Annotated in this window: 14 protein-coding genes; 10 read left to right on the top strand and 4 right to left on the bottom strand. The window is 43.5% G+C overall.

Annotation, left to right across the window (positions count from 1 at the left end; translation table 11 throughout):
- Nucleotides 1–295: 295 nt before the first annotated feature.
- Nucleotides 296–967 carry a 2OG-Fe(II) oxygenase gene (locus EYR97_RS05765; RefSeq protein ID WP_131092867.1) on the top strand — a complete coding sequence of 224 codons (672 nt, stop codon included), beginning with the start codon at nucleotides 296–298 and terminating at the stop codon, nucleotides 965–967.
- A gap of 214 nt (nucleotides 968–1,181) precedes the next feature.
- Complete coding sequence (locus EYR97_RS05760) at nucleotides 1,182–2,867, top strand: response regulator (protein ID WP_131093162.1); 1,686 nt, start codon at nucleotides 1,182–1,184, stop codon at nucleotides 2,865–2,867.
- A gap of 209 nt (nucleotides 2,868–3,076) precedes the next feature.
- On the opposite strand, the gene EYR97_RS05755 is transcribed toward EYR97_RS05760, so the two are convergent.
- Together EYR97_RS05755 and EYR97_RS05750 are read right to left on the bottom strand one after the other, a co-directional pair.
- Nucleotides 3,077–5,671, bottom strand: coding sequence for an ExeM/NucH family extracellular endonuclease (locus EYR97_RS05755; protein WP_131092866.1), 2,595 nt, complete (start codon nucleotides 5,669–5,671; stop codon nucleotides 3,077–3,079).
- A gap of 291 nt (nucleotides 5,672–5,962) precedes the next feature.
- The gene (locus EYR97_RS05750; RefSeq protein ID WP_242634914.1) at nucleotides 5,963–7,279 is read right to left on the bottom strand and encodes a DUF2252 family protein; all 1,317 of its coding nucleotides are present in this window, start codon (nucleotides 7,277–7,279) and stop codon (nucleotides 5,963–5,965) included.
- Between the two features lie 227 nt (nucleotides 7,280–7,506).
- On the opposite strand from EYR97_RS05750, the gene ahpC reads away from it, so the two are divergent.
- From ahpC to EYR97_RS22205, 6 genes are all read left to right on the top strand, one after another.
- Nucleotides 7,507–8,070, top strand: coding sequence for an alkyl hydroperoxide reductase subunit C (ahpC, locus tag EYR97_RS05745; RefSeq protein WP_131092865.1), 564 nt, complete (start codon nucleotides 7,507–7,509; stop codon nucleotides 8,068–8,070).
- 166 nt (nucleotides 8,071–8,236) lie between these two features.
- A complete protein-coding gene (ahpF, locus tag EYR97_RS05740; protein ID WP_131092864.1) occupies nucleotides 8,237–9,826 on the top strand; it encodes an alkyl hydroperoxide reductase subunit F in 1,590 nt (529 codons plus the stop codon).
- A 175-nt stretch (nucleotides 9,827–10,001) separates the two neighbouring features.
- Entirely contained in the window at nucleotides 10,002–12,134 is a 2,133-nt protein-coding gene (locus tag EYR97_RS05735; RefSeq protein ID WP_131092863.1) for a TonB-dependent siderophore receptor, read from the top strand.
- A gap of 9 nt (nucleotides 12,135–12,143) precedes the next feature.
- Nucleotides 12,144–12,680, top strand: a complete 537-nt coding sequence (locus EYR97_RS05730; protein WP_131092862.1) for a hypothetical protein — start codon at nucleotides 12,144–12,146, stop codon at nucleotides 12,678–12,680.
- A 9-nt stretch (nucleotides 12,681–12,689) separates the two neighbouring features.
- Nucleotides 12,690–13,991 (top strand): PepSY domain-containing protein, encoded by a 1,302-nt coding sequence (locus tag EYR97_RS05725; protein WP_242634913.1) that lies wholly within the window; start codon nucleotides 12,690–12,692, stop codon nucleotides 13,989–13,991.
- Nucleotides 13,969–14,154: a hypothetical protein gene (locus EYR97_RS22205; protein WP_258313204.1), complete on the top strand. Its 186-nt coding sequence runs from the start codon at nucleotides 13,969–13,971 to the stop codon at nucleotides 14,152–14,154. Before EYR97_RS05725 ends, EYR97_RS22205 begins: the two co-directional genes overlap by 23 nt.
- A gap of 227 nt (nucleotides 14,155–14,381) precedes the next feature.
- Here EYR97_RS22205 and EYR97_RS05720 read toward each other — a convergent pair whose 3' ends face one another.
- The gene (locus tag EYR97_RS05720) at nucleotides 14,382–16,724 is read right to left on the bottom strand and encodes a YgiQ family radical SAM protein (RefSeq protein WP_207308042.1); all 2,343 of its coding nucleotides are present in this window, start codon (nucleotides 16,722–16,724) and stop codon (nucleotides 14,382–14,384) included.
- 242 nt (nucleotides 16,725–16,966) lie between these two features.
- Between EYR97_RS05720 and EYR97_RS05715 the strand changes: the two genes are divergently transcribed.
- Nucleotides 16,967–17,431 (top strand): EVE domain-containing protein, encoded by a 465-nt coding sequence (locus EYR97_RS05715; RefSeq protein WP_131092861.1) that lies wholly within the window; start codon nucleotides 16,967–16,969, stop codon nucleotides 17,429–17,431.
- Nucleotides 17,432–17,453: 22 nt separating this feature from the next.
- Here EYR97_RS05715 and EYR97_RS05710 read toward each other — a convergent pair whose 3' ends face one another.
- Nucleotides 17,454–17,870 carry a hypothetical protein gene (locus EYR97_RS05710; RefSeq protein WP_131092860.1) on the bottom strand — a complete coding sequence of 139 codons (417 nt, stop codon included), beginning with the start codon at nucleotides 17,868–17,870 and terminating at the stop codon, nucleotides 17,454–17,456.
- Nucleotides 17,871–18,028: 158 nt separating this feature from the next.
- Here EYR97_RS05710 and EYR97_RS05705 point away from each other — a divergent pair, with 158 nt between their 5' ends.
- Nucleotides 18,029–20,368 carry a TonB-dependent siderophore receptor gene (locus tag EYR97_RS05705; protein WP_131092859.1) on the top strand — a complete coding sequence of 780 codons (2,340 nt, stop codon included), beginning with the start codon at nucleotides 18,029–18,031 and terminating at the stop codon, nucleotides 20,366–20,368.
- Nucleotides 20,369–20,448 lie beyond the last annotated feature (80 nt).

Genomic DNA, 20,448 nt, shown 5'->3' with positions numbered 1-20,448 from the left:
GTAATAGCGTGATGTTAATCTCAGTAGAACATACTGAACATGCATTGCTGTAAAAAGGTACCGCAAAGGTCAATACAATTTTATGAACAAAGATGAACAGGTTGTAATACGAAGAATTAAGCAAAAATAGTGCAATTTTTCTTGTGATAAATATTTTTCTTTTTTCGATAAAAAAACTTGCGAAAAGTAACGCTAAAAACACATTGCGAGTATGACGCTGGCAGCGTATAAGTCATCGTGATTTTTGCTCCAACAAATAATCATTCTGTTTCGTTTTTAATTGGTTCACTATTTCATGAATAAAGAAAGCCTCGCGTCGCACTTGCCATTACACGTTTTTGACGAAGCAATATTTGAAAATATCGTTGATGACCTTGTAAATAAAGGCTACTCAATACAGCTAAACAATTTACCTGCCTTTATTGTAGATGCACTTTTGCGCTGTCAGGCTACTATCAGTGAAGAGGAATATAAAACAGCGGGAATAGGGCGCGCTGATGATTTTCAACATGCTACAGAGGTGCGCGGTGACGAAATCTGTTGGATAACTGGGTCAACAGAAGAGGGTAAGCTTTGGTTGTCATGGTGTGAAGCTCTGCAAAAGTATATAAACCGTACTTTATTTATGGGTTTGTTTTCCTTTGAAAGTCACTTCGCTTGTTATGAGCCAGGTAAATTTTACAAACGTCATGTAGATGCTTTTCGCGGGCAAAGTAATAGAGTGTTATCGCTCGTTGCTTATTTAAATAACAATTGGAGCGAAAAAGAGGGTGGTGCACTTAAACTTTACATTGATGAAAATGACAACGAAGGGGTGACTGTAATGCCGCAAATGGGAACATTTGTGGTTTTTCTCAGTGAGCAGTTTCCTCATGAGGTATTGCCTTCAACGAGAGACAGACACTCTGTTGCTGGGTGGTATCGTGTTAACGGCAGTGTCAATGATCAAATTGATCCGCCGAAGTAATAGGCGCTAGCCTTGCAGCACAACTAAATGCTAATATCTTCTTTGTAATACTAACTATAATAAATATTGTCTATTCTCACGCAGTTAAATCTACGCTATTCCAACACCCCTTTGGATGGCTTTACAGATGCGTGTGCAAGTATTGTGTTCACTTACAAACCATGTTGAAACGGTCGTGTGGCACTTTGGCGAAGACGTAAAAAGTGATAAGGTAATGTTGGAAAGAATACCTGCTCCTACTCCCCGAGAAGACCTTCACGTATTGGTCATTGATAACCAATCGCTTGTACACGAAGTGGTTACGGCCTCTCTTCATGAAATCGGTATTAAACACGTCGAAAATGCTTTTAACGCGTTTCATGCCAAAAGGTTGTGTGAATCTCGCCAGTTTGACTTTGTACTGTTGGCGTTTAATGTTAGTCATGACAAAGACGGTTTTCATTTGTTTGAAGAACTCAAACACTTGAACTACATCAATGATACAACTACGGTTATTTTCCTTAGTGCCGAAACCTCGCCTGAATTAGTTAATTGTATCGTTGAGCTTCAGCCAGATGACTTTTGGGTAAAACCACTTCAGCGCAATAAAATTGTGACGCGTTTTGATTATATTTTGCAAGTCAGATACAAGTTACACAAGATGTTACATTGCATGAAAGTAGGGGATTACTCTACGGCAATGTACTACGCAGAACGTCAGCTTAACGATCCTTCCTTGAGTGAATATCATCCGCGTATTAAGCGCCTCATCGGTGATTGTCTGTTACAACTGCGTGATTATGATACCGCCGAAAGCTATTTCAGAACGTTGTTGCAAACCATTGATCATGCGTGGGTGCACATTGGCTTAACGCGTTCACTGTTGAGACAAGACGAATTAGAAGAAGCACAACTCATTGTTGACGACTTATTATTACGCCCTGATACTCGATTTTTAACCTATGACTTACTTGCCCAGTATTTTATTGAAAAAGAACAATTTGATGTAGCATACGAACAGATGAAAGAGGCAAGTCGATTGGCTCCCAGAAATATCGAACGCAACAAGCGATTATGGGATTTGGCCAAGCTAAACCACGACAAGCTGGGCCAGCTAAATGCTGTTCAGAATATGGCTAAATTCGCCAAAAACTCAATCCATGACTCGCCTCAGCTGCCTTTGAATGTTATTCGCTCTACTATCGATTTGGCAACCAGTTTAGGCGACGTGGAAGGCGAGAAGTATTTAAATCGCGCTGAGTCTGAACTTGCGGAGTTATCCCATCAAAAATCTATTCGCGCAGAACTTGGTTCACAGATTGACGTAATTAAATCTCGCATGCTGTGCTTGAAAAATGACAAGCGCGCTGCGGAAACTTTAATGAAAGGACAAACTACGTCGACAGAAGGGCTTTCTCTAGAAGATAGTTTGGATAAGATGAAAGCGTTTCACGAATTAGGTATGCGTGAGCAATGTGTAAGCATCCTTGACAAACTCAGGAAACAAATAGAAGGTGATACGTTCACGTCGCAAGTTGTCAATGAATACCTGAACCAAGAGTCTATTGAACGCACTGAAATACAGTTCACGACAAAAGAACTAAAGCACATGGCGACGGTGAATTATAAGGAGAATCGTTTGATTCCCGCTTACAATAATTTGCGTCAAGCCTTGATACTGTCACCTTCTGATAAACAAATAGCACTCAGTCTTCTTAAAGTCATTGTACAAATTCACCTCAAAGAAGAACTCAGTCCGGAACAGATTAAAACTGCAGAGCGGGCTGCTAAGATGCTCTATCAAAATGGCCTTTCCCCGACACAATCGGAAAAACGTGATCAGTATGTGAGGAAGATTGGTATTGAGGTAGATACGTCACTAGCCTCAGAACTAGTTGGTGTGGTTGCAGCAAAAGTCTAAATCACTTTGTGTAGTTTATGTATAAATTGCACAATTCGGTATGAGAAGTGACATCGTTAACATAAAAAAGCCCCATGACGTATGTCAATGGGGCTTTTCATTACGTAATACCTGAAATGATACTAACTTTCTATTTATAATAAGAACTTAGTTTAGTAACGGGTCACCTTGCAGAAACAAGGTAACCTCAGGTTTAGTTTTATTTTGACTTACTTCTTCGCAGCCAAAGTAGTACGACGGCGAAAGCCAACAACTGCAGCTAGCAATGCAAGGATTCCTCCCATCGCGCCACCAGAGCTCTTCTTGTCTTCAACAACATCATCACCTTCGTCTACTGGTGCATCCGCTTCCAGAGTGAAAGTAGCTATGAATGGGTCGTGGTCAGAACTCTTGTATGGACCAATATCAGTAAATGCATAGCCGTCTTCATCTTTATAGAAGCGAAGCGCTTGGTTATACTGAAGTTGGTAAGCTTCTACTGAGTTGATGTTCCAGTGAGCACCATCAACCGCGTCTGCTAGCATCGCTTCACTAGCAAGTACGTGGTCAAGGCTACCTACTTGCTCACTACCGTAGAACCAGTATGAGAAACCACCCTCATCGAAAGTTTCTGCTAAGTTGTGGTAACCGTAGCTGGTTTCTACATCAACCGATGCACCTTCATCCATACCTGTATTGATTGCAGTTTTGATTGTATAACCACGGGCTTCAGGTGTGTAGTCAGTAAGCACTGCTACCGGATCTTCAGCGCTGTACGAGTTCAAATCACCCAAAATAACTTTGCGCTCAGGCAATGATTCATCAGCCAGTGCTTCTGCTAGTGTAATAGCAGCAGAAACGCGAAGAGCGTTACAGCTACCTTGGATGTCATCAATGTCAGAAGTATCTGCGGCAATATCTTCAGCACACTCAGAGCCTTTTGACTTGAAGTGGTTTACCGAAACAGCGAAGGTCTTTTCAGATTCAACGTGCATGAAGCTTTGAACAAGTGATGGACGCATACGCGCTAGGCTGTCTTCGTCAATCTGTTGTTCAGGCATAGCAACAATGATTGGGTCGCCATCTGGAGTAACAACTGAACTTCGGTAAATCAAACCTACGGTAATTGCGTCGGTACCGATACCGTTACCGTCTGTAGTCTCGATGTACGAGTATTGCTCGGTTTCACCAAGATCAGCATTAATGGCATCAACAAGTGCTTTAATTGCACTGTCATCGCCAAAACCGTCATTCTCGATTTCCATCAAACCAACTACGTCAGCGTTTAGGTTTACGATAGCTTCAACAATACGGCCTTGCTGTAATGCAAATGCAGTTGCATCGTCAGCACCACGGTTAGCTGAATAATCAAACGTTACTTCGCCGTTCTCGTCAACTTCACCATTGAAGTAGTTAAGTACGTTGAACGTCGCAATTGAAAGGTTACCTTCAGTTACTACTGGGTTAGCTGTACGTGTTGAGGTTACATCAATTACCTCTGTTGGATTGATTCGATACGTACCAAAGCTGAAGTTAAGCGGGCCAGAAGCTGATAATGTATCACCAATTCGAATAGCGTTGGCATAACTAAAAGTAGGGAAGAAGCTTAGTGCTGCAGGGTACTGTGAACCACTGTTATCTTCGATTGTAAGTAGACTTGCTTCACTCTCAACAACTGCTGCTTCATACGCTTCAGAAAGTGGCGCAGCAACGTCGCTTGGTTGACGCTTGATGCTATCACTAACAACAATCTCACCATAACGCCACATGTTATTCGTGCTGGTGATAGTTGCGTCTGTCACGCTAACCTTCATACCTTCGTATGCTTCAAGATCAACATCATACGGGAAAGATAGTGCGATTGTTTCAAGTGTTTCGCCCGCACCACAGTCAGCTGCCTGAACATCACTGTCCATTGCCAATGTAGTCATGCCGAAGTTTTCTTCAACTTCACCGTAAAGGCGGATAACGTTACCAACAGCAATTTCTGTGCTACCTTCAACAAAGATACCTTCAGAGGTTGTGTCATCGCCGTCACTATCAGCTGCTTCTTCTTGAATAAAGAAACCACCTGCGCGCGTACCAGTAATTACGGCTTCTACAATGTGGCCGTTACCCACTTCAGCTGAAGCACTTTCGCTTCCTTGAATTGCGCTTATCAACGTTGCTTCTGTAGCACATGCACCAAGAACAATTTCAGGCTCTGGTGGAGGAGGAACAACGACACCACCACCTTCAGTGGTGAATGTTGCAAGCGGAAACGGTGTGGCAGCTGTTGCATTGGTCGCTTCGCCGTCCAATGCATCAACACCACTATAAGTCCAGTTAGATGAATCAAAAGTACCACTATTAGCAGTTTGGCCAGAGTTGCGGTATGCCCAACCATCTAAGTAATCCCACGCTGTACCAGTGCCGTCCACATCAATTTGACCAAACGTATCGATAACGTTGCCGTCTTGGAAAAGCTCGATTGCGTCATCACCATTGACGGCTAATGCGCCAGAGGTGAAATCTGGCGCGAAGCCGAAAAATTCAGTAAAGCCATCAGTGTCAGTTGCTACATAAATGTGTGAACCTGCAACTGCTGCTTCAGCTGGAAAAGTGAACTCTTCACCGTCAGAGCCGTCACCATTGTTCGCACTCCCCACGCCGTAAGCAGAAAGATCATCGATATCGTTAACGACATAAAGCTCAACCGCTTTTGGATAGCCCCCTGGTAGTGGGCCATCAACAACCCCACTAATCACAATATCGCTTGCCTGCACTGAGGCAGAAGATAGGGCAGATAGAATACCTGCAGTTAATAAAGTTAATGAAGTTTTCACGTCATATTCCCTTTGTAGTTTCGTTTTAATTTATGTCAGTAAGCGCATCTGTTCAGTGCGAAACTGTATGCAATTTTGCTATTGCTCAAACTACCGTATATGCATTTGTTATACGTAGGAATGACTTAACTGTATTCAAGCTGATTTTATCAATATCTATAAAATACAAAGAGTTACTTTTTATGGGTAAGTTTACTTATGCCTTTGGGTTGTCATAAAGTAAAAATATCTGTACACAAATAAGCCTAATACTAAACAAAAGTAGTATTAGGCAAAGGTGGTGAGTTGACTTTATATAGCAAGTGAGTCTATGAACCAGTGATAATCACTAACTACTTGATCGCTATATTGATTCGCGGCATTTATGAGTGCATCAATATGTGTTGGCAAGTGCGTAAGCGTTGTTTTGGCAAAACGAGTGCTGCGTCTATCAGCACGACAATGTGCAAGTGCTAGCGTATAACCACATAGTGTTGCGAAGTAAGTGAACCCGCCTTTTACTGCTTTGTTTCCCATTGCAATATCTTCAGGTGCAATGCCTACTTTTGCGTGATGACGAGATCGAATGAGATAGTGAGCGTCTTCAAACTCAACTTCATCAAGTATAAGGTCGGGTTTACGTTGCATTCTGCGTTGGCAGCGAGCGGTCAAATGGGCGGCATTAAGTGTATTTACAGGATTAATATTTGGAAAGTAAGCAAGGGGAGCGGCATCGCGCTGCTGCTTTACTTCTACTATATGACAATATCTGAATTGTTCTTCAGAATGCGGTTTATTTGGGCCAACTAAAAAGTAATAGCGTGACATATTGACCGAGCCAGTACCTGCGTTGACGCGTTCTACAATATCGACAACACTGTCGTCCATATAGGGGGAAAATGCTTGTTCGAGTGAATTAAACTGAGATGTTGCTAGCGGTGTGAATTTACTTCTGTTGTTTCGAAACTTCAATTCATCGTCTTCTAAGCAAACCGCTTTAGCAAGTGCGCTTTTCGTCGTAAAGTCTTCCCCCTGTGAGCTTCTTTTTATCGCTTTATCAAAAAGCTTGGCTAATTTTGAGGGGATCGCATCAGGTCGGCAATCTTGTGCTTCATAAATCACATTTGGATCGGCTTCTACACGTTCGCAGGTTGATATGTAGCTATGTAAAAACGCGCGCTGTGCGCTGACAACATGGGCTTCGTCAACCACTGGTTTGTCAATGTCAACGTCTACCTTATTAAATTCGCCTAATACGGCGCCTTCACAATGTATTCTTGCTAGCTGTAGCGAAGTGAGATAACGAAGCAAATCCCAATATGCTTTGCCAACACAAGCATCGTCAAAATCATTTGGTGCAAAGATGACAGTGTCGCCATGCGAGCCTTCTTCGGTTAAAAATCCGAAATTCGAGGTGTGGCAATCCCCAACTACGCTGGTAAGAGGAATAGCATCTAAATTAATAGGGTAACGCAGCGCGCCGTTAGCAATATCCGCATAAAATAGTTGTGCTGTACCACGGTAAAAGGCAAAAGGGCTTGTTGCCATTTTCAGGTGCTTGCCAAGGGAAGGGGAAGGTGGCACACCATCTATACGCGCGATTTCGTCGATGAGTTGCTGTATACGCATAGGGAAATAATATCCAGTAGTCGTTTATTTAATCGTTCAATTCAATAACCTGATTAAGCGGTTCATATTTACCAATTAGTTTTTTTGAATCTTACGCGCTATTCTCTATCTCAGTTTCCGGGTACATGAATTTATTAAGAACCATGTAGCCTATATTAACGTAGAGTTTATATCCGTATGCTAGTCGTTTACGGAATTAATTTAAAACCATAAATGGAGAATTAAACATGGCATTGATTAATACTGCTATCAAACCTTTCAAAGCAACAGCATTTAAAGACGGTGAATTTGTTGACGTAAGCAGCGAAGACATCAAAGGTAAATGGGCAGTTTTCGTATTCTATCCGGCAGACTTTACTTTCGTTTGCCCAACAGAGCTTGGCGACATTGCTGATAAGTACGAAGAGCTTCAGTCTCGTGGTGTTGAAGTATTTTCTGTATCAACTGATACACACTTCACACACAAAGCGTGGCACGATTCTTCAGATACTATCAACAAGATCAAGTTCGCAATGATCGGCGACCCTACTGGCGAAATCACTCGTAACTTCGACTGTATGCGTGAAACTATGGGCCTAGCTGACCGTGCAACATTTGTAGTTGACCCAGAAGGTATCATCCAAGCAATGGAAATTACGTCAGAAGGTATTGGTCGTGACGCAGATGACCTAGTTCGCAAAGTTAAAGCTGCACAGTACGTAGCAAGCCACCCAGGTGAAGTTTGTCCAGCTAAATGGAAAGAAGGCGAAGCAACATTAGCACCTTCTCTTGACCTAGTAGGCAAAATCTAAGTCACCAGGTTTTTACCTTGCGTACTAGCTTCAACGTACGTAAGTATTAAAAATCATGAGGAGCGGCTTGCCGCTCCTGTAATCTCTAATTCCTTTTTCCGCTTTTTGGTTGACCATAAGCAAAGGTCAGCGGGGATCGGCGTGTCGAAAATAAGGCAGAATAACCGTGTTAACTAAAGAAATTTTACAAGCATTGAAAGGCTATACCGAAACAATGCAGAAAAACGTAACCTTTGTCGTACAGACCGGTGAACATAGCAAGCGCGAGGAGCTCGTTAAGTTTCTGTCCGACATCGCAGGCGTTAGCGATAAATTAAATGTAGAAGAGCGCGACACCAATGGTGAATTGCGCAGCTCAATTAGCTTTTTATTAGAAGCTGATGGCGAGGATACTGGAATTCGTTTTTCAGGTATTCCTGGCGGCCACGAATTTAACTCATTGATATTGGCGATGCTTCATGCTGCCGGCACAGAGCTTAAATTAGATGATAGCGTGAAAAGCATGGTAAAAGCGGTGAACGAGCCAATGCACTTTGAGGTGTTTATTAGCTTGAGCTGTCACAACTGCCCTGAAGTTGTACAAGCATTGAACCAATTCGCGCTGTTAAATCCAAATATCAAAGCTGAAATGATAGACGGTGGTTTATACCAAAATCTTATTCAAGAGCGTGACATACAAGGTGTGCCAAGCGTTTACTTAAATGACGAATTATTCGCTAATGGTAAAGTTGACGCATCGGTTCTTATCAATAAGTTACTAGAGCGCGATCCAAGTCTTAAAGGTGCTAATAAAGGCGAAGCGTTGCCGTTACAAGATGTTACTGTGATTGGTGGCGGCCCAGCAGGCGTTGCATCTGCAATATACAGCGCTCGTAAAGGCTTGAAAGTAACTGTTGTTGCTGAAACCTTCGGTGGACAAGTCAAAGATACTATGGGTATTGAAAACCTTATTTCGGTACCTAAGACAACAGGTCCTCAACTTGTTGGCAACTTGATGGAGCACGTGCGCGATTACGACATTACGCTGAAAGAACACGTACGCGTTGATACCATTGAAAAAGGCAATATTAAGACAATAACCCTGTCATCAGGTGAGCAGATCCGCACCAGAACCTTAATTGTTGCGACAGGTGCCCGTTGGAGAGAGCTGGGTGTTCCTGGTGAAAAAGAAAATGTAGGCAACGGCGTGGCGTACTGCCCTCACTGTGACGGTCCCTTCTTCAAAGGTAAAGACGTGGCGGTTATCGGTGGTGGTAACTCAGGTATTGAAGCTGCATTAGATTTAGCGGGTATTGTAAAGTCGGTTACCGTTTTTGAATTCATGCCAGAACTTAAAGCTGATAAGGTATTGGTTGATCAAGCTCTAAAACGCGACAATATTACCATCATTAAAAATGCAGCAACTCGCCAAATAACGGCAGAAGGCGGCAAAGTGAATGGTATTGAATATCAAGACCGTGCTACTGAAGAAGTGCAAAACCTTCCGCTATCTGGTGTGTTTGTACAGATAGGCCTAGTACCAAATAGCCAGTTTATGAAAGACGTGGTAGAAACGACACAGCATGGTGAAATTGTTATTGATACTAAGTGCCAAACCTCTGAGCCTGGCATATTTGCGGCGGGTGACGTAACCACTGTGCCTTACAAGCAAATTGTTATTTCAATGGGCGAGGGCGCGAAGGCATCGCTCGCTGCATTTGAATATTTACTTAGTCATGAAGTAGATGAAAGCGAAGATGCGTCAGTTGCAGCGTAAGCAGTAACTCTCTTTCTAGTGCATGTGGAAAGCAGAGACATGAAAGTGTCTCTGCTTTTTTGTATTTGTATTATAACTTATAGAAATAATGTTAATGATACTGGTTATCATTTGCATAAAATTTTGGTAAATTATCTTCATCAATTAATTTACTAGATAAAAGACAACTTGCCTTATGGATAAGACACTTATTTTTTTAGCGATAGCTTCTGCACTGGCTACACCTTCGTATGCTCAAAATGTCGTTAGCGATAACCTTGAAAACGATAATGAAAAGGCTATTGAAAAGGTTGAAGTGGTGGGAACGCGTAGTCCTTTTGGCGCTACTAAAACAAACACACCAATTGTTGAGCTCGCCCGAACAATTTCCATCGAAACTGCTTTAGATCTTAAGCAAAAAGGCGCGTTAAATTTATCGCAAACGGCGACATACATGGCAGGGGTAACAGGTGAGTCCTATGGCTATGCAACTCGCGTTGACTCAGTATCTTCACGCGGGTTAAGTATTCCCCGTTATCGTGATTCAATTCAAGAGTTATTCGGGAGTTACAATTCAACCCGTGCCGAAGTGTATACTATGGAACAAGTTGAGTTACTAAAAGGCCCTGCTTCAGTGCTTTACGGTCAGGGTTCACCCGGTGGTATCGTTAACTATGTATCAAAGACGCCCAAGCTTAATAAGGGCAATGAAGTGGTCTTGTCTTATGGCAGTTTTTCACGGGCGCAACTTGGTGTTGATATAAATGGTAGCGTATCAGGAGATGACAAATGGATAGGGCGTTTTGTCGGCCTTTATCGTGATTCAGATTCACAGGTTGACCATGTTACTGATGATACACATGTGCTTATGCCTTCACTTTCTTTTATGCCAAGTGACAACACAACACTTACCCTAATGGGGTTATTTCAAGATACAGAAAGTGACACAGCCGCCCAGTTTATTCCCGTAGAAGGTACGCTACTTCCTCTGGCAGACGGCACATACTTACCTGATCAAGACGTATACACAGGTGAGCCTGGTTTTAATAAGTTCGATACCTCTTCTAACCAAATTACGGTGTTGGGCGAACACTATTTTGACGACACTATGTCTATGTCGTTTACTGCATTATGGCGAGATGGCGATGCCGATTACCATCAAGCATGGACTGCTTTTACCGGTGGAACTCGCTATCTTAACGCTTTTGTTGGCGCACCAATTGCTCCAACTGATACATTTGTCCCACGTACCTTTTATCAAGCCGATAACACATTTAATCAGCAAGCAATAGATGTAAGGTTAAGCAAGCAATATGCTACTGGGCGCTTAGAGCATGAACTATTGGCGGGTGTGCAATATCAAGCAGTTGAAACTGACACAAACTCTGCGTATTACGCAGGGGGTGGGGCACTGCAGGGAGATTTCCGCTATATATTAGATTTGGCAAACCCTGTTTTCACTGGGGCGCCAGATCAAAGTGTTTTCGATGCTATTTATCGCGACTCTCCAACCCAAGAAGTCGATGATGTTGGCTTTTATTTGTCAGATCAAATAGCCGTTGAAAACTGGCGTTTCACCTTAGGGTTAAGACACGACCGTGTTGAAAACAATACAGGCTTAATAAAGCAAGATGACAATCAGACATCTTATTCAGCTGGAATTCTTTACCGCTTTGAGAATGGCCTGTCACCTTATGTTAGCTACGCTGAGTCTTTTGAAACCGTTGTAGGGCTTGATGTTAATGGTAACCAGCTTAAGCCAGAAGAAGGTAGACAGTATGAAGCCGGTATTAAGTGGGCATTTTCGTCTATCCCTGGTTATGTAACAGTAGCTTACTACGACATTGAAATTTCCAATTTACCCAACCCAAATAGCCTGCCATCTGAAGCTGCACAGCAGCAAGGCATTACCCGTCTTGACGGAGTAGAGATTGAAGGGCGTGTCACTTTCGATGAAGTAACTGCGCAATTTGCAGCGTCTTCCATGAACGCCGAAGATCCGAATGGTTTTGCACTATCGGCACAGCCTGATAGCAATGCGTCGCTATGGCTGAATTATGAGCCTGCAAAACTTGCTGGGCTACGTTTAGGCGCAGGCCTGCGTTATGTGGGTGAAAGTGTTTCTGAAAATGCGTCAATTCGATATGTGACACCAAGTTATACTCTTGCTGATTTAATGTTGGCGTATCAGTTTTCTGATGACATTGATGTACAGCTGAATGTGAGAAATTTAACCGACAAAGAATATCTTACTTCCTGTCTTACACGTGGCGACTGTTTCCCTGGTGTAAGAAGAACCATCAATGCATCAGTTACTTACGCATTCTAAGGAGTAATCATGCTTACATTTGCTGCGAGTGGCTTGACACTCGCTGCGGTGGCTACCGTTTATAAAAGCTGGCGGGCACAAACGTCGCCTATGTTATATGCAGGGTTAGTGTTGTGGCTTGTTGCCACAATTTGTTGGTCCTTCGCGCAAGGGTGGGAATTTGGCGTGCTGTACGCGTTGTGTATCCCTTCATTGATGGTGTGGCCTTTTATTGCGTTAAATCAGACTCAACTACCGGCACCCCAAAATAGCCCAGCACCAAGAAAGTTTGATTTTTCACGAAAAACAGTAGTGGGTAATGCCGTTAACTATTTTGTTATTTTGGTATTTTTACTTGTGGTGAGTGTGTTAAGTACGCTTGGATTTTGTGCATTGTTACCTTTTTCTATGGCAGGGAAATTAGGGGCAGGAATTGTATTGCTACCTATCTTTTGGGGTTTGATGGTTTATCACTATTTGGTAACACAAAGGAAGTTCTTTGTATTAGGGGCATACGGTGTCTTAGCGAGTGTCAGTGTTCCAATTCTTTTGCTGTTACCCATGTAGGTGTTAAAAATGGATAAGATAACAAAACAAAATGCATTAAATGCACATAACTGGGTAGGTGTATTTTTAAGTGTCCTCCTGTTTTTGGTGTGTTTGTCTGGCACCATTGCTGTATTTCACTTGGAATTTGAACGCTGGGAACAGCCGCATATTCAAGAAATGGACAATGTGTCTCCGGCTGCTATTGAAAAGGCCATGGATACATTCTTAGCGCAAAACACCCAAGAAACACACCATCTTTATGTGGTGTTTCCTACTTCGGACATCCCCAGGCTTGTCGTAGAAAACGACCATGCTGCCTATTTTGCCGATACGCAAGGCAATTTAATTGAAAAAGAAAGCGTGTCTTTTACCGAAATGTTGGTGGACTTGCACTTATCTCTCAATTTACCAAATAGCTGGGGTATGATTCTGGTCAGTGCACTTGGTGCTATTATTTGTACGTTGATAGTAACGGGCGTCGTTGCGCATAAACGCATTGCAAAAGATGCATTTAAACTACGTCGTGGCGGAAACGGTCAGCAAGCGCAAATCGATTTACACAATCGTTTTGGCTTATGGGCAGCGCCTTTTCACACCATTATTGCCGTAACTGGTGCATATTTTGGTTTGGCTGGGGTTATTTTAATTGTAGTCGCGTCGTTGAATTACGATGGGGATCGAGAAGCGGTAATCGAGCAAATTTTTACCCCTGATCCAGTGCTAACTCCACAGGAAGGAAAGGCCGCTATCGGTCGAGCTTTTGCACAAATGAGTGAACTTGCTCCAGAAAAATCACCTATTTTCCTTACTGTGCATGAGGTGGGCGAGCCAGAGCAATTTATTGAGATATACGCGAAGGCACCCAATAAGATGATTTATGCAGAAGGTTATCGATTTGATACTGCCGGAAACTTCATCGGTGTTTCAGGCTATGAGCACGGAGAGTGGGGCAAACAGTTAGTATGGTCAATGTATCGCTTGCACTTCGGTGATTTTGCAGGGCTTATCAGCAAATGGTTGTACTTTGTCCTTGGGGTCATGCTAACCATGTTGTGTGTTTCTGGAATGGAAATATGGTTGTCAAAGAAAGCACATCCACCTCTGGCTAGCCGATTGTGGTATGCAACGGTGTGGGGCAGTGTAGGTGCTTTGGCATTAACCGGCGTTGCAGATATGTTTTTTTACAGGCTCGCTTATTGCCGTCTTCTGGTGTGTAATGCTGTTGAATTGCGTGCTCGCAGCAACACTAAAAACTCTGACGAAACCATATTGGTTGGCACTTTCAGGTATTGGTGTACTTGTTTTATTGGTGACATATGCTGTTGTTAATGGCAGTGCATTCTTCACAGTATCGTCATTACAGTTGAACGGCCCTATGGCAGTTTATGTCGTGTGGAGCTTGTATCGCAGTGCCGTGCTCATTAAGCGAGATAAGAAAGTACTCAATCAGCAAAATGCGCAAGGTATAACAGACTCAGAAGTAACAGCGTGACGTGTTCGTCACGCGAATGATACTCCACACGTGAATTGAAAAATAGCTGAGAAATACCAATCCGCCTAAGATTTTGACTCACTTTGAAAGGGAAAGCTCCTAAGCGGGTTGGTATAGGCTGGTTGGTATAAGCTGCTTGGTATAACAACACGCGTAAAATATAAAAGCCGATTTAGTATGAATTACTAAATCGGCTTTTTGCTTTATAAACGGGTAGCTGGAATTAATTACCCTTTGGGTCCAGCATGCTGGCGCTGCTTACGATTACTGGGCTTACGACTATTGGGCTTATTTTTACCCCCGTTGCCAGTGCTATTGGTATTACTGGTGTTATTGGCATTAGCCGCGTTACTGCCTTTACTACCATGATGTCCAGAAGTCCTTGGTTTTCCGTTGCTTTTTCCGCCATTTTTATTGGTGGACTTACGTTGGAACTGTGGTGGTAAACCCGTATGTTTGGTTAATGCTCGCTCTCCCCGTCGACCGCGTTGCGCTTTTTGGCGTTTTTCATCCGCAGTTTCTGGTGGTACTAAATGCTGCGGGCCTCGCCCAATTAAGTCTTCTCTGCCCATTTTTACAAGCGCTTCGCGGATCTGCGCAAAGTTCTTAGGGTCGTGATAGCGCAACATCGCTTTGTGTAAACGGCGATGAATTTCGCCTTTTGCCGACGGTACTGATTCACTGTCTTTGGTCACTTTACGCAGTGAATTCACCTCGGTGTGATACATGGTGGTAGCGGTGGCCATCGGCGATGGATAGAAGTTTTGAACTTGGTCCAGTTTAAACTTATTTTCTTTAAGCCAAATCGCCAAGCTCAGCATATCTTCATCGGTTGTACCCGGGTGCGAAGCGATAAAGTACGGAATAAGGTACTGTTTCTTGCCTGCTTCTTGAGAGTACTTGTCGAACAACTCTTTAAAGCGGTAATAACTGCCCATACCCGGCTTCATCATTTTTGACAGTGGACCTTCTTCGGTGTGCTCTGGCGCTATCTTTAGATAACCACCTACGTGATGAAGGGCTAACTCTTTTACATATTCTGGATCTTCTACCGCAAGGTCGTAACGTACACCCGAAGCTATCAAAATCTTTTTAATACCGGGTAAGTTGCGCGCACGGCGATACAGGTCGATAGTTGGTTTGTGATCGGTATCCATGTGCGCACAAATACTTGGGTAAACACATGAAGGTCGACGACAGGTTGCTTCAGCTTTAGGGCTTTTGCAACGAAGACGATACATGTTAGCCGTTGGACCTCCCAAATCTGAGATAACACCGGTAAAGCCGGGAACGGTATCGCGAATTTGCTCGATTTCACGAATAATAGAATCTTCAGAACGGCTTTGAATAATACGCCCTTCATGTTCTGTAATAGAACAGAAAGTACATCCACCGTAGCAGCCGCGCATGATATTGATACTGAAACGTATCATGTCATAAGCGGGTATTTTGGCATCGCCATAAACAGGGTGAGGAACACGCTGATAAGGTAAATCAAAAACCGCGTCCATCTCGTCGGTTTCTAATGGCATTGCTGGTGGGTTTATCCAAATATGGCGGTCGCCGTGACGTTGCATGAGCGCGCGAGCACAGCCGGGGTTGGTTTCCTGATGTAAAATACGCGAGGTATGGGCGTACAACACGTTGTTGTCTTTTACTGTCTCAAAAGCAGGCAACTTAACGTACACGTTTTCCCATGGTTTGCGCTTTTCTTTTTCCCTTTGCGCAGGTTGAATAACGATGGGAGCGGCCTCAGGGGCTTCGCTGCTCTTCGTATCTTTCTCTTGACTATCGCATTCCGGCTCCATTTGATAAGGGCTTGGAATTGGGTCAATTTTACCCGGCCTGTCTAATGACGTTGAATCTACGCCTTGCCACTCGGGAAGGGCTTCTTTAACGATAATAGCGGTACCGCGAATGTCACGCAGGTCAGCAATGTCTTCACCCGCAGCCAGACGGTGAGTCACTTCAACTAGAGGGCGTTCAGCATTACCGAAAAACAGCATGTCTGCTTTGGAATCAAATAATACCGAGCGACGTACTTTTTCGCTCCAATAATCGTAATGGGCAATACGCCTAAGGCTGGCTTCAATGCCACCAATAATTACAGGTACGCCCTTGAAGGCCTCTCGACAGCGCTGAGAATAAACAGTAACTGCACGGTCGGGACGTTTGCCACCTACATTGCCAGGTGTGTAGGCGTCGTCGTGTCGCAATTTTTTATCTGACGTGTAGCGGTTTATCATGGAATCCATATTGCCAGCGGTTACACCGAAATACAGATTGGGTTTACCCAATTTCATGAAGTCGTCTTTGCTCGTCCAATCGGGTTGAGCAATGATACCGACTCTGAAACCATGTGCTTCTAAAACACGCCCAATAACTGCCATGCCAAAACTCGGGTGGTCTACGTAAGCGTCACCTGTCACCAGAATAACGTCGCAGCTGTCCCATCCCAAGGCATCCATTTCCTCCTTCGACATAGGTAAAAATGGTGCAGTACCCAGGCAGTGAGGCCAGTACTTTGGATAAGAAAACAGACCGCGTTCGGCCTTAATGGTGGCTTGCATAGTAATCACATCTAGATAAACAGAGAATTAGCTGAAACGTGCATTTTGCAGGTTTTCAGAATTGAAGCGTAATTATAGCAGTGATGTACTTGTGAAGGTATAGCAGTGTAATTAAATTAATGGGGTAGTGTATGTGAAAATCACTCTGGCCTTGTTTACAAACGCTTATTACATACTAACGTTTACAATTACGTGTTATTTTAATTTGTCTACATATAAATATTTGAAAAATAGAGGTATACATGGGTTATTGGCTTTTTAAAACAGAACCAGACGCATTTTCTATTGATGACTTAGCCAATCGCCCACAGCAGACTGAGCCATGGGATGGGGTTAGAAACTATCAGGCGCGTAATTTTTTGCGCGACGATATTGCCCTTGGCGACAAGGTATTCATTTATCATTCGAGTTGTAAAACAGTAGGCATTGCAGGGGTAGCCGAAGTGGTTAAGGCTGGCTATCCTGATACTACTCAATTTGATCCAGAGTCTAAATATTACGATCCTAAATCGAGTGAAACAAACCCTAGGTGGTTTCGTGTAGATGTGAAGTTTGTAGAAAAGTTTCCCAGTGTAATACCACTTTCCACCATTAAATCGATGCCGACTATCACCGAGCTTGGTGTGGTAAAAAAAGGTAGCCGCTTAAGTATCATGCCAGTAGTAGAAAACGAATGGCAACAACTCTGCGCTGTTGCCAAGCGATAGATACAAACTGTAATAAACGTAGCTAGGGTTTCAGTAAGATAAACCGCGTATCGGCATCGCGTAATAAATACAAGGTAAAGCAAGCACCCCACATAGGCCATGCGGCAAAAAACAGTAAATTGTTAAACGCGTCTATGTATAACGGAAACGACGACAAGGTAGACGCACCGTGCAGTAAAAACACCAGTCCATAGGTATATCGCTTGGCAAACCCTGCGACAAAAGCCAGTACTAATACCAGTTGTAATGCGCCTAGTAGGTAAACCATAGTGGTTTGCATACCGCCAATGCCGTAGAAGTGCTCAAACACCTTCATTCCGTGGGCTGGGTTAACGAATTTGTCGAGTGTCCAGACAAACATGACGATAAAAACAGATATGCGAAGGACGAAAAGTGCCCACGTTAATCGGTTTAAGGTTTGAGGTGCCGTGTGTTGCATGATAATTCCATTGTTTGTTAAATGTTGTGACCGAAATAGAGCGGTGAAGTAAAAGGAAAATTTCAAAATCCTCTTTTTTTTAATTAAAAGTGCGCTGAAAGTTTTCTAGCGACGTATCGGTCTTGTCGAGCAAGAACAGAAAATCTATGGAATTCAAAATGAAAAAAGCGATTGGTATTGCACTTAGTTCACTTGCCCTTGCTGTAAGTCATGGCCTTGCTGCACAACAAGTATCAGATATTGAAGTTGTGGAAGTTAAGGGAAACAAACAAAGTCTAGGTACGTTGAATCCAAGTGATAACGCTTTAAAAGGTATTTTTGGCGATTCGCTAAGTGTGGCAGAAACGCCCCGTTCTGTAACGTCGTTATCAGCAGATGCAATAGAGCAGCTTAATATTGATGACCTACACGATATTGTGAAAGCCGCGCCTAACGCTTATTCACCAAGTGGCTTTGGTGTACCCAGTTTGCCCAGTATTCGAGGTCAGCTTGGAGAGTTATTTCAAGATGGTATACGCCGACAAGCAGGTAACAACGGCTTCGGCTTACCCGTATCGTTCAACAGTGTTGAACAAATAGATGTAGTAAAAGGGCCTTCGCCTATTTTATTTGGCAGCACACAGCGCAATGGCGGTTTTGTGAACCTGCAAACCAAAGTAGCCCCTGTAAACGGGCAAAAAGGGAAGGTGACATTACGGGCTGGTCGTTGGGACCAATATTCAACTCAAATTGATTTCGGTACCGCGATTGAAGAAGGTAAAAGTGGTATACGAATTAGTGCAGAATACCTCGATCACGATAGTTTCTATGACTATGCTGAGCGTGAGAGTAAAAACCTTTTTGTTGCCTATCGCACAACACCAAGTGATAACGTGGTGTGGGATATAAGCGCTGAGTATTATGATACAGATTACCCAGATAATGCGGGTATAAACCGCCCAACGCAGGATCTTATTGATAACGGCATATACATTACAGGTCAAGGTGTTCAAGCCAATGGAAGTACTGTGCCCGGAGCTGGTGCGATCATCTCTCCAACGGGTGAAGTCGTAATTCCTCGAAGCCGTGTGTTTACTAACCCCGATGATATTAATAGCGCTGAAACTACCGTTTTACGCAGTAATCTTGAATATCACTTCGATGACATGATTACACTAAGAAACATTTCATACTATCAATACTTAGAGCGAGAAGAAATTGCGCAAAATAGTTTCGTAGAAATTATTGATGGCGCTGATACGTTTGAAAATCGCACCGAAATTGACGTACGTTGGAATGATACGCAAACCACCACATTTGGCTTGGCCTTGCGCTATAACGATGTGCTTGGCTACAGCCAATTTACCACAGAAGCAGATAACCCTATTGATTTAACAGGCCCGCTTTTAAATCGCGTGATCCCGCTTACCGATGCACAAAAGGCGCGCCTTGTGGAGTTGCGCCCCGGTGTGTTTGTTTCGCCAGGTGCCCAGTACGATTTGGATGGTGATGGCTCTGGTGATTTCAACTTATCTGACACCACTGACTCGACAACATGGCAAACTGGGCTTGCACTTCAGCAACGTTCTCAGTGGACAGAAAAACTGTCGACCATCGCCGGTGTTCGCGTTGACTATTACGATGTAGAAGCAAGAGACCCTCTGGCGCCAGAGGGTGTTGAAGCAGCGTCAGATACATTTAATGATACGCTTACAAGCTATCAATTAAGCGCAGTGTACAAGTTAACCCAAGCCGTTAATGTTTATGCTGCGTTTTCAGAAAATGACGCTACCTCAAACAGCATGGGAGGTGGAACGGTACTTGGGGGAGATAATCAAATTAACCCCTTAAATTTTGCTACCGAAAATACCTTGTACGAGGTTGGTGTTAAATACGCACCCAGTAACACATGGTATGCCGAGGCGTCGGTGTTTGATCAAACCCGTAGTTTGCGCAATCGCGATGGCAGTAACAGTGGTATAAAAACACAGGGCGCTGAGCTTCAAGTGTTCTATCAGGCCGACGATATTTGGGTGAATGCGGCTTACAGCTATTTGGATGCGCGTTTTGATGATTCTGCAGCATTCCAGGGCACCTCTCAAGTTGCAGATGCGTTTGACAATAGCCGCCCTGATATTATTGAAGGAACAGGCGTTGGCTCGCCATCATTTACTGCTTTTGCTCCCTCTGACAGCAGAGTGCAAGGCATTCCACCACAAATCGCCTCTTTGAATGTTGGCTGGCAAGCTACCGCCGATTTACGCTTTGGTGCGAGTGCGCTTTACACTAAGTCGTTTCCACTCGATTTCTTGCAAACCGTCATGATCCGCGACCAGTACAGTATTGACCTAAGTGCGGATTATTTTGTAACGAATGCACTGCGTTTGCGGGTAGATGTGATTAACGTGACGGATGAAGAAAACTGGCAACCGTTGTTTGAAGGGGGCTATTTTGGTGCAACCTTAGTAATGCCAAACGTGCCACGCCATGCTCAGTTGACCGCACAATACGTATTTTAATTAAAGGGTAAAACATGTTTAAAAAACGCTTTCCTTCTTGCGCTGATAATAGTCGCCATAGCAGGGTTCTTTTACTTTGA

It is taken from the genome of Alteromonas sp. KUL42 (assembly GCF_006538325.1).
In the GTDB taxonomy this organism is placed as follows: Bacteria; Pseudomonadota; Gammaproteobacteria; order Enterobacterales; family Alteromonadaceae; genus Alteromonas.
The sequence above is the reverse complement of the archived record's forward strand: the minus strand, read 5'-3'. Positions and strand labels throughout refer to the sequence as shown.